The sequence below is a fragment of the Pseudactinotalea sp. genome (assembly GCF_048594945.1).
In the GTDB taxonomy this organism is placed as follows: Bacteria; Actinomycetota; Actinomycetes; order Actinomycetales; family Beutenbergiaceae; genus Pseudactinotalea.
In genome coordinates, this window is the sequence record NZ_JBMDXJ010000545.1 from 1 (window position 1) to 10,148 (window position 10,148).

The window sequence follows — 10,148 nt, forward strand, 5'->3', positions numbered from 1 at the left end:
GCCTCCACGCCGCCTCGGTGGTCGCCGCCGCCAATCGCCTCTCGGATGTGCTGAAGAAGGCCGAGGAAGCCTGACCCTCCCGTCCCCTACTCCCCGATTCGAGGTCATCCGAAACCGCCGGAGAGCCCCGGATTGCCTCGACCCGGCAGGGCTACGGGGGGGGTTGACCTTGACACCGTGTGACGGGGTGAGGTGGGTGATGCCATGTTGACCATCGGAGATGTCGCTCACCGCACCGGAACGTCCCGGCGGATGCTGCGCCACTGGGAGGCGGAGGGGCTGCTGAGCCCCGCCGCGATCGACCCCGCGTCGGGCTACCGCCGCTACACCGAGGCCCAGATCGGGCGGGTGCACGCTATCGCTGCGCTCCGCTCGCTCGGCTTCGGCCTGGAGGCGATTCGCGACCTGCTCGATCCCACCCTGACGACGCCTCGCCTGTTCGAGTCGCTGCAGGCACGGGAACGCGAGCTTGCCGACAGGATTGCCTCGGACCAGGTCGCTCTCGGTGAGGTGCAGCGACGTCTGCGATCCATCGAAGAAGGAGTCCAGATGACCGCCGAGACGTTCCAGCGCCACCCCCTGCCCGCCATCCGCCTGGCCCAGCTCGCCTCCCAGGCGAGAGACGAGACCGAGATCGGCCACGCCGTCGGCGATCTCACCGCCCGGCTGCGCAGCCACCTGGAGGAGTCCGGCCACCCGTGGACCGGCGAGCTCGTCCGGATCTACGACGCCCCGCCCGGCGGTGGGCCGATCACCGTCTCGGTCGGGATCGAGACGCCCGACGCCGTCGCACCACCTGGTCTCGATGTCGCCGACATCGCGGGCGAGTCCGAGGCCGCCTCGAGCACCTCTGACGGCGCTCTCACCGACGGGGCAGACGCCTGGCGCGCACTCGACAGCGCCCTCGAGCCCGAGGGGCTCGCCACGACCAGTCGCTACCGCGTGCTCGTCACCCCGCACAGCGTCACCCTGCAAGCCCGCGTCACGTCGGCCTGCGACTGAGCTCAGGGGGCGGACTCGCGCACTGCCAACGTGTGCGGGGCAATGATGTGCGCGGGTTCCGCCCCAGCACGGCGATGCTGGCGCTCCTCGATCAGATCGAGCGCACGGCGCGCGATGTGCGCCATGTCGGGTGCGATCGAGGTGAGGCTCGGCGTGGAGTACGCGGCGTCACGCGAGTTGTCGAATCCCACCACGGCCACCTGGGTCGGGACGGTGACGCCGTGCGTCAGCAGCGCGCGCACAGCACCGAGCGCGAGCTCGTCGTTGAAGCCCAGCACCGCGTCGAACGGCACACCTGCCTCCAGCAGCGCCACGGTGGCCCGTTCTCCGGCGTCGCGGTGCCAGGGACCGGCCGGGACCATCAGGGCCGGATCGAGATCCACGCCGAGCGCTGCCGCCGCCTCCTGCGCGCCGCGCACGCGCGCAGCAGCCACGGCGGTGCTGCCGGTGCCCAGCAGCGCCACCCGGCGACACCCCGCCGCCAGGAGGTGTGTCATCGCCGTGCGCGCCGCACCGGCGTTGCTGATCGTGATGTGGTCCACCGAGGTGCCGCTGATGTTCTCACCGAGCAGCACGAAGGGACCGCTGCCCGACAATCCACCAAGGTCGCGCTCCGTGAGCCCCTGCCCGACCATGATCACGCCATCGGCGACGCCGCGCGCGGTCGAGATGATCTCCCGCTCGCGGTCCCGGTCGCCGCGTGTGACCTGAACCTGCATGGTGACGTCGCGCTCGGCACCCGCGTCGATGAGCTGCTCGGCGAGCTCAGCGAAATAGTTGACGCGGAACTCCGGCACGGCCAGCACGACGGTGCCCCGACGGCCGGTCCTCAACTGACGTGCCGCGGTGTTCACCTGGTAACCGAGCCGCTCGATCGCCGCCTCCACCCGCGCGCGCGTCGACGGGGCCACGCGCTTGCTGCCCGTGAGCACGTTGGAGACGGTCTTCATCGACACCCTGGCGGCGGCCGCAACCTCCCGCATGGTCACCCGTAGCGCATGCTGCTGTGATTCATAATGACGTGGACGCTGCAGGCTCGGCGACGCGTCTACGACCTCGGCGCGCGGGTCGACAGCCGCACCGACGGATCGGTCGTGCAGGACCCGGAGCACGCGCACCATCTCCCGCCACCGCGCCTCGTCCGGAGCCAGGTGCGCCCCGGGCGGTGCGCCGGGCATGGGCGGTGCCACCATCACCTCCGTGTCCGCCGGGCCAGTGCGCAGGACCAGCGCGCCACCGTCGCTCGGGCGGGTCCCGAGGATCTCGACAGGGCCGACGTCCACCGGTGGCTCGGCGGCCAGCCGCACGCGACCGCCGGGCATGGGCCGAGCTCCGTGCTGCTGCCAGGCGCGCACCACCGTGGCGCCGCTGATTCCCAACGCAGACGCCAACGATCGTGACGTCCAGCAGTCGCGTCCCCGAGGCGGCGCCAACGAGCGCAGCATGATCTCCCAGCTGTCGATGCTCGTGGGGCGGCCGTGGTGAGGCCGATCCCGAAGCCCCCGGATGCCGCCGGCGGCGTACCGGCGACGCCACGTCACGACGCTCTGACGCGAGACGCCGAGGAGAGCGGCGATCTCGGTGTGCCGATGCCCCTCCGCAGCCAGCAGCAGCACCCGGGCGCGCAGCGCCGAGCGACCTCCGGCCTGCGCCATGACCCGCAGCTCTGCGATCTCGGGCGCAGCGAGTGCCGCCGTGCGCACCATGCGGTCAGCCCTCCGTTGTCCATCTACTTATGCATCATCTGGCCGCACGCTATCAAGGCATTGACGGGGCCGAGCGCGCATCCCTACGGTGACGCCGGTACAACGATGGAACGTCGAAGGAGATGCCATGAAGTCCCCCAGCCGTCGCGCGGTCCTCGGCGCCTCTGCCGCTGCCGTCGCCGCAGCCTTGGCCGCCTGCAGCCGGTCGTCGACCTCCGACGGCACCGGGACGACGCCGCCCGCCGCGAGCGGCGCGCTGCAGTGGTGGGATCACTTCGAGCCGCTCGAGCGGGCGCTGCAGGGCATCTTCGAGACCTGGGCCGACGGCGGTGGCGGCGAGGTCGAGCGCACCGTCTACAACCCGAACGACATGGGCCAGGCGTTACAGCTCGCCCTCGGCAGCGAACAGATGCCGGACGTTTTCAGCAATCTCACGGGGATCCCGACACCTGCACTCGTGGCCCGTGAGCTGATCGCACCGGTCACGCTCGACTCCGACGCCCAGGCCGCGACCTCCGGAGCACTCTTCGAGGGTGTCCACACCTTCGACGGGGCCGTGTACTCGGTGCCGCTGTTCTCCCACCAGCAGCACTCCTCGCTCGCCTGGTTCGACGCCGAAGCGCTCGAGCGTGCTGGTGGTGACCCCGAGGCGACCACCCACACCTGGGACGACTTCCGCCGTCTGCTGGCCGCCATCGGCGACGGCGGCGAGACCGCCGGGTGGGTCTGGAACATCGCGTTCGACGGCCGCCTCCAGGAGCAGCTCGTCGATCTGGCCCAGGGCGCCGGTCAGGCCCTGGCGTTCAACACGGCGAGCGTCACGCCGGCGGACATCACCGATCCTGCGACCGGCGAGTACGTCTTCCACGCCGACGGCTTCCTGCAGGCACTGGAGTTCCTGCAGTCGCTGGTCACCGATGGCGCCATGCTGCCTGCCTCCACCTCGTTGGACGCCCGTGAAGCCCGCGCGCGATGGGCGGCCGGCGAGGCGGCGGTGTTCTTCGACGGCCCGTGGAACTCGGGCGTGCTCAGTGGCCAGTTCGCCGACTTCCTCCCGCGTGTCGGGGTCACCAACATGCCGACGCCCGACGGCGCGGGCTACTCCGCCCGTGGCCCCTCGACCGGGCAGTTCTGGCAGTCGAGCACCAGCGGGCATCGCGAGGGCGTCGATGCGCTGTTCTCGCTGCTCACCACGCCGGAGTTCGCGCGGTCGCTGGCGGCGAACATGGATCAGCCACCGGCGGATCTGTCGGTGGTCGCCGACGCAGACGTGGACGCCAGCTACACCCGTGCCATCGAGATCTTCTCGGAGTGGTGCCGGCTCGCTCCGAGCCCGCTGGTTCGCAACCCGGGGGTCGGTGCCGTCATCGCCGAGATGGAGGAGATCCGGCCGACCCTCGGCGAGATCGTGCAGGGCGTGATCGGGGGTGACGTCGCCGATCCCGTGAGCGCGCTCAAGGACTACAGCGACGCGCTCGCGGCTGAACGCGACCGCGCGATCGAGACGGTCGTGGCAGCCGGCACCGAGGTCTCGCTCGAGGACTGGGTCTTCACCGACTACGAGCTCGGGACGGACTACGCGGCCGAGCAGTACTGAGAATGGCGACCACCCTGCGAAGCCCGGCGGTCTCGTCGCGGACCCGCCGCCGTGTCAGCCCGTGGGTCTACGTGTTCGTGCTCCCCACCGTGGTGCTGTTCGGCATGTACACGATCTGGCCGAGCGTCTCGAGCGTCTTCTACTCGATGCTCTCTTGGCGCGGCCTGGGCGTGGATCGCACGTTCACCGGCACGGCCAACTTCGAGCGTGCGCTGACCGACCCGCTGTTCTGGCGGTCGGTGCAGGTCACGATGCTCGTCATCGTGGTCACGGTGCCGATCCGGCTGGCGGCCTCGCTGCTGCTGGCGATCATGCTCAACAATCCCCGGCTGCCGCTCGCCCGGCTGTTGCGCACGGCGTTCTTCATCCCCGTCGTCGCGACCACTGCGATCGTCGGCATCGTCATGGGGTTCGTGCTCGACCCTTCCTCCGGTCCGGTCAACGCCGCGCTCGAGCTGGTGGGGCTACCGCCCGTCGACTTCCTTGGCAGCTCCAGCACCGCGCTGCAGTCGGTGATGGCGGTGCATGTGTGGAAGTGGCTGGGCATCACGATGATCTATTGGCTGGCCGCACTTCAGACGGTCCCGGTCGACCTGTACGAGGCCGCCGAGATCGATGGCGCCAACGCCTGGGCGCGCTTCACGCACATCACGATGCCGTTGCTGGTGCCGTTCATCGTGATCATCGGGATGCTCACCGTGGTGGAGACGATGCAGATCTTCGACCTGGTGCTCACGATGACCGGCGGCGGGCCGTTCTTCTCGACGCTGGTGACCGAGGTGTACATCTACCAACAGGCGTTCGCGGCATCGAACCCCAATCTCGGGTACGCCGCCGCTCTCGGCGTGCTCTTCGGGATCTTCACGGTCATCGTGGTCGGAGTGATGCTGCTACTGGTCCGCGTGGTGCGCGGCCGCCAGGAGGGCGCAGCATGACCGCGCGCACCCCGTCACGGCGCACCTTGCGCTGGATTCAGACCATCGTCCTCGCCGCCGTCGCGCTCGCCTGGGTGTACCCGCTGCTGTGGATCTTGTCGGCGTCGGTGAAGGACGCCATGGACATCTTCGGCTCCGGGCTCTCGCTGTGGCCGCAGGAGTGGCACTGGGAGAACTACTCGCGTGCCTGGGACGAGGCCGGGTTCGCCCGGTACATGCTGAACTCGGTCATCGTGACAGTGGCGACCGTGGTGATCGTGGTGGTCCGATGTGCCATGGCCGGGTACGTGATCGCCCGGTACCGCTTCGCGGGTCGGCGCATGCTCGTGGGCGTCCTCGCCGCCACGATGTTCATCCCGACGGGACTCTTCATCGTTCCGGTGGTCGAGCTCAGCGACCTGCTCGGGCTCCTGAACTCCCACCTTGGCCTCATCCTCGCGCTGGCCGGCGGCGGCCACGTGGCCGCCGTGCTGCTCTACGCGGGGTTCTACGCGAAGGTGCCCAAGGAGCTCGAGGAGGCCGCCGTTGTCGATGGCGCGGGCTTCCTCCGGACGTTCCTGCGGATCATGCTGCCGCTGTCCGGCCCGATCACCGCCACGGTGGTGGTGCTGACCTTCCTGGCCACGTGGAACAACTTCTTCCTGCCACTGGTGTTCACGTTCAGCACGCCGCAGAACCGCACCCTCGCGGTCGGCATGCTCGCGTTCCAGGGCACGAACTCGACCGACTGGTCGGGGCTCGCGGCCGCGGCGTCGCTGTCGCTGCTGCCGATCCTGGCGCTGTTCCTCGTGCTGCAGCGCTACTTCGTGGAAGGGATCGCCGGTGCCGTGAAGAACTGATGCCCTCGCCGCCGCCACGCCGACCACGGAGACCCATGAACCGCCCGAACATCCTGCTCATCAGCACCGACCAGCAGCGCTACGACGCCCTCGGTGCCGCGGGCAACCCGCACATCAGCACCCCGAACCTGGACCGACTCGGCGAGCAGGGCGCCCGCTTCACCCGCTGCTACACCCAGTCCTCCGTGTGCGCACCGTCGCGGGCGAGCCTGATGACGTCCCGGTACGTGCACAACCACGGCCTCTGGGCGAACGGGGTCGACATCAACCCGGACGAGCAGCTGTTCACCCGGGCACTCGCCGATGCCGGCTACGACTGCGGCCTGGTCGGAAAGTTCCACCTCGGCGCCGCCCTCGGCGGCCGCACGGAACCGCGCATCGATGATGGCTTCCGTGTCTTTCACTGGTCCCACGACCCGTACGTGCGGGGCGAGAACGCCTACCACGCCTGGCTTGAGGACCACTTCCCCGGCGTGCTGGACGAAGCGATCGAGCGGGGCGGCAACGGCGCGATCGACCGCTTGCCCACCGACCAGCACTACAGCCGATGGATCGGTGAGGAGACGATCGACTTCCTCGCCTCGGGCCGCGACCGCGACAAGCCCTTCTGCTTCATCGTCAACTTCTTCGATCCTCACCATGGATTCGGCTCGCCTGCCGAGTACCGCGATCGCTATGACGCGGACGCACTTCCGCGGCCGATCACCTCGGACCTGTCGACGAAGCCGCCCATCTACACCGAAGCCTCGCAGGCGTCCTATGCCGGAGCAGACCGCGGCTTCGTGGACTACGCGCCCGAGGAGGTCCAGGATGCGATCGCGCACTACTACGCGATGGTGACGCTGATCGACGACGAGGTCGGACGCATCCTCCACGCCCTCGAGGAGCAGGGCCTGGCCGAGGACACGATCGTCATCTTCACCAGCGATCACGGGGAGATGCTCGGCGACCACCAGATGATGCTCAAGGGTCCGATGATGTTCGACTGCTCGGTGCGCGTGCCACTGCTGATGCGGTGGCCGGCAGGCATCCCGGCCGGCACCGTGCGCGAGGAGCTCGTCGAGTGGATCGACCTCGCTCCGACGCTGCTCGCGGCGGCCGGCGTGGACCCGATGCCGCGCCAGCAGGGCCGGGACCTGAGCGCCCTGTGGTCGGGCGGGGACTTCACGGACCGGGACTGGGCCCTGTCCGAGTACCGCAACAGCTGCTGGCCGTACGACCCGCCGGTGCACACCACGATGCTGCGTCACGGCGACTGGAAGGTCGTGGTCCATCACGGCCCGCCCGCCACCGACCGCGCGCGCGACGGCGAGTTGTACGACCTCGCGAGCGATGCGCAGGAGCAGCAGAACCTGTGGGGCCGGGCCGAGGCCGCCGAGCAGCAGGTGAGGATGGAACGGATGCTGCTCGACGTGCTGGTCGCCACCGAGGACCGATCGCAGCCGCGACTCTCGGCATTCTGAGCGAGACGACGAAGGCCCCCGCTCGGTGAGCGGGGGCCTTCTTGTGTAGCCCCGACCGGATTCGAACCGGCGCTACCGCCTTGAGAGGGCGGCGTCCTAGGCCACTAGACGACGGGGCCGGGCAACGGTGGACCAGCATACCTGACGAGCAGGGATCTGCTGACCGCTGGGGTACCAGGACTCGAACCTAGACTAACTGAACCAGAATCAGTCGTGCTGCCAATTACACCATACCCCATGGGGGTATAACCTCCAGGTTGCCTGCGCGCACGCGAGCGAACCCCGTAGGTCGTACCGGCAGGCAACGATACCGGAGCATCCGCCCGGACCGAAATCCGATGGCGTGAGCATGATCACTCCGAGGCGGGTGCGCGCCCCTGCCACAGCGCCGGCAGCTCGGCGAGCGACGCGATCACCTCGACCCCATCCGCCTGCGCGGCGTCGATGTCGGCGTCGGTCACGGCGTGCGGTCCCCCGCGACGTCGGCCCGGCCGGTCGAGCCAGACGCCCTTCAGTCCGGCCCCGACGGCGCCACGTGCGTCGACCTCGAGCTCGTCCCCCACGTACAGGGTCGCCTCGGGCGACGTGCCGATGAGGCGGCATCCTTCGCGGAAGACGCGAGCGTCGGGCTTGCCCACGCCCAGCGTGTCGACCGCCACCAGCGTCGGCAACAGGTCGGCCAGGCCGACGGCGGCGATCTTGGCCCGCTGCTGCTCGCCCGGGGCGTTGGTCACCACGCCCACCGCGAGCCCGGCGTCCACGGCAGCGGCCACGCAGGCGTGGGCATCCTCGAACAGCGCCCAGGAGGCGGCGAACGCCGCCTGGTAGGCGGTCTCAAAGGTCGCAAACGCCTCGTCGTCCAGCTCGGGCAGGCGCAGGTGGGTCGTGATCTCCAGCACCCGTGCGCGGCGCTGCGTGAGCAGGTCCACCTCGCCCGCGACGTAGCGGCGGAAGTGCCCACCGGCGTCGGCGCGCCAGATCTGCACCACGTCGGCGTGCTGCTCGGGCGCCAGCTCGGTCACCGTGCCGAAAGCATCGGCGAGGCCGGCACCGAACGCCGTGGCGGTGTCCACGAGCGTGTCGTCGACGTCGAAGAGCACACCGCTCACGCCGGTCACTGCGCCCGCTCCAGCACGAACGCGATCTGGTCGCGGACCGGTCCGGACAGCCGCACCTGACCGTTCGCTTCGGCCTTCTGCAGTGCCATCATCGCCTCGGGCTGCGGGTCGAGGAACGTGGCGCCGACCGTGACGCCGTGTTCCGGCCGTTCGCGGACCTCGATCGCCATGCCGGCCTCGACCGGTCCGGGCTGCAGCACCCGCAGGTAGGCTCCCGGCGCTCCCGCCGCCGTGAACCGCTTGATCCAGCGGGGCTCGCCCATCTTGTGCGCGAACTTGTAGCAGGGCGTGCGGGGCATCGTGACCTCGAGCAGCAGCCCGCCGTCGCCGACAGCCCACCGCTCCCCCAGCACCGCGCCGGTGACGTCCACCCCAGCCGTGGTGAGGTTCTCGCCGAACATGCCGGGCCCGAGGTCGCGGCCGAGCTCGGCGCCCCAGTGAGCCAGGTCTTCCGAGGCGTAGGCGTAGACCGCCTTGTCCGGGCCGCCATGGTTGACCGTGTCCACCTGCCGGTCGCCCTCGACCCCGAGCTCACCCACGGCGAGGAGACCGGGAACCGGCCGCTTGTCGATCCCCGTGGGGTAGCCCGGCCGATCGGTCTCACGCACCTCGAAGAGGCGCGAGACCGCGACAACCCGACCTGCGCCGTCGAGCATCATCGAACGCTCACAGCGAGGCGCGCAGCGCCCGCAGCCGCACGAGCGAGGAGTCCTTGCCGAGGATCTCCATCGACTCGAACAGCGGAGGCGACACGCGGCGCCCGGTCACGGCGGTGCGCAGCGGCGCGAACGCGAACCGCGCCTTGATGCCCATGCCCTCCACGAGCGCGGCCTTCAACGCCTCCTGCTGCGACTCGGGCGAGAAGTCCGCCAGCCCGTCGAGCACCTCGATCGCGACGTCCAGCACCTGCGCGGCTTCCTCACGCAACGCCGATCGGGCCTCGTCCTCGACCACCACCGCGTCGTCGGCCACGAACAGGAAGCCCAGCATCCCCGGCGCCTCGCCCAGCAGCGTCATCCGCTCCTGCACCAACGGCGCCGCGGCGGTCAGCAGCGCCTGCTGCGCCGGTGCCAGATCGGCGAACGAGTCGGCAGCCACCACGCCCGCGGCGTGCAGGTGCGGCACCAGCCGGGCGCGGAAGTCCTCCGGCGCCAGCAGCCGCACGTGCGCGGCGTTGATCGCCTCCGCCTTCTTGAGGTCGAAGCGCGCCGGGTTCGGGTTGACGTCGGCGACGTCGAACGCTTCCACCATCTCGGACTGGCCGAAGATGTCGTTGTCCGGCGAGATCGACCAGCCGAGCAGGCCGAGATAGTTGAGGAGCCCCTCGGGGATGAAACCGCGCTCGCGATGCAGGAACAGGTTCGACTCAGGGTCGCGCTTGGAGAGCTTCTTGTTGCCCTCCCCCATCACGTACGGCAGGTGCCCGAACGCAGGGCTCACGCTCGCCACCCCGATGTCCAGCAGCGCCCGGTAGAGCACGATCTGACG

At 69.9% G+C, this 10,148-nt stretch carries 9 protein-coding genes and 2 tRNA genes; 5 read left to right on the forward strand and 6 right to left on the reverse strand.

The features are described from left to right. Positions 1-204 precede the first annotated feature (204 nt). Positions 205-1,002, forward strand: a complete 798-nt coding sequence (locus ACOJSN_RS24705; protein WP_420115137.1) for a MerR family transcriptional regulator — start codon at positions 205-207, stop codon at positions 1,000-1,002. A gap of 2 nt (positions 1,003-1,004) precedes the next feature. On the opposite strand, the gene ACOJSN_RS24710 is transcribed toward ACOJSN_RS24705, so the two are convergent. Beyond that, the gene (locus ACOJSN_RS24710; protein WP_420115138.1) at positions 1,005-2,708 is read right to left on the reverse strand and encodes a substrate-binding domain-containing protein; all 1,704 of its coding nucleotides are present in this window, start codon (positions 2,706-2,708) and stop codon (positions 1,005-1,007) included. Between the two features lie 127 nt (positions 2,709-2,835). Between ACOJSN_RS24710 and ACOJSN_RS24715 the strand changes: the two genes are divergently transcribed. Genes ACOJSN_RS24715 through ACOJSN_RS24730 form a run of 4 tightly spaced genes read left to right on the forward strand, consistent with a single transcriptional unit; the run spans position 2,836 to position 7,542 of the window. After that, on the forward strand, positions 2,836-4,305 hold the full coding sequence (locus ACOJSN_RS24715) for an ABC transporter substrate-binding protein (RefSeq protein WP_420115139.1): 1,470 nt from the start codon (positions 2,836-2,838) through the stop codon (positions 4,303-4,305). A gap of 2 nt (positions 4,306-4,307) precedes the next feature. After that, positions 4,308-5,240 (forward strand): carbohydrate ABC transporter permease, encoded by a 933-nt coding sequence (locus ACOJSN_RS24720; RefSeq protein ID WP_420115140.1) that lies wholly within the window; start codon positions 4,308-4,310, stop codon positions 5,238-5,240. Then, a complete protein-coding gene (locus ACOJSN_RS24725; protein ID WP_420115141.1) occupies positions 5,237-6,079 on the forward strand; it encodes a carbohydrate ABC transporter permease in 843 nt (280 codons plus the stop codon). The genes ACOJSN_RS24720 and ACOJSN_RS24725 overlap by 4 nt, the downstream gene beginning before the upstream one ends. A gap of 35 nt (positions 6,080-6,114) precedes the next feature. Further along, complete coding sequence (locus ACOJSN_RS24730; RefSeq protein WP_420115142.1) at positions 6,115-7,542, forward strand: sulfatase; 1,428 nt, start codon at positions 6,115-6,117, stop codon at positions 7,540-7,542. A gap of 46 nt (positions 7,543-7,588) precedes the next feature. On the opposite strand, the gene ACOJSN_RS24735 is transcribed toward ACOJSN_RS24730, so the two are convergent. The 5 genes from ACOJSN_RS24735 to ACOJSN_RS24755 all read right to left on the reverse strand — a co-directional run. Beyond that, positions 7,589-7,661 (reverse strand) — tRNA-Glu (locus tag ACOJSN_RS24735). A 47-nt stretch (positions 7,662-7,708) separates the two neighbouring features. Then, a tRNA-Gln gene (locus ACOJSN_RS24740) sits at positions 7,709-7,780 on the reverse strand. A gap of 115 nt (positions 7,781-7,895) precedes the next feature. Next, positions 7,896-8,660 carry an HAD family hydrolase gene (locus ACOJSN_RS24745; RefSeq protein ID WP_420115143.1) on the reverse strand — a complete coding sequence of 255 codons (765 nt, stop codon included), beginning with the start codon at positions 8,658-8,660 and terminating at the stop codon, positions 7,896-7,898. Further along, on the reverse strand, positions 8,657-9,316 hold the full coding sequence (locus tag ACOJSN_RS24750) for an MOSC domain-containing protein (protein ID WP_420115144.1): 660 nt from the start codon (positions 9,314-9,316) through the stop codon (positions 8,657-8,659). Before ACOJSN_RS24750 ends, ACOJSN_RS24745 begins: the two co-directional genes overlap by 4 nt. A 10-nt stretch (positions 9,317-9,326) precedes the next feature. Next, a partial coding sequence (locus ACOJSN_RS24755; protein WP_420115145.1) for a glutamate--tRNA ligase family protein occupies positions 9,327-10,148 on the reverse strand: 822 nt, incomplete at its 5' end.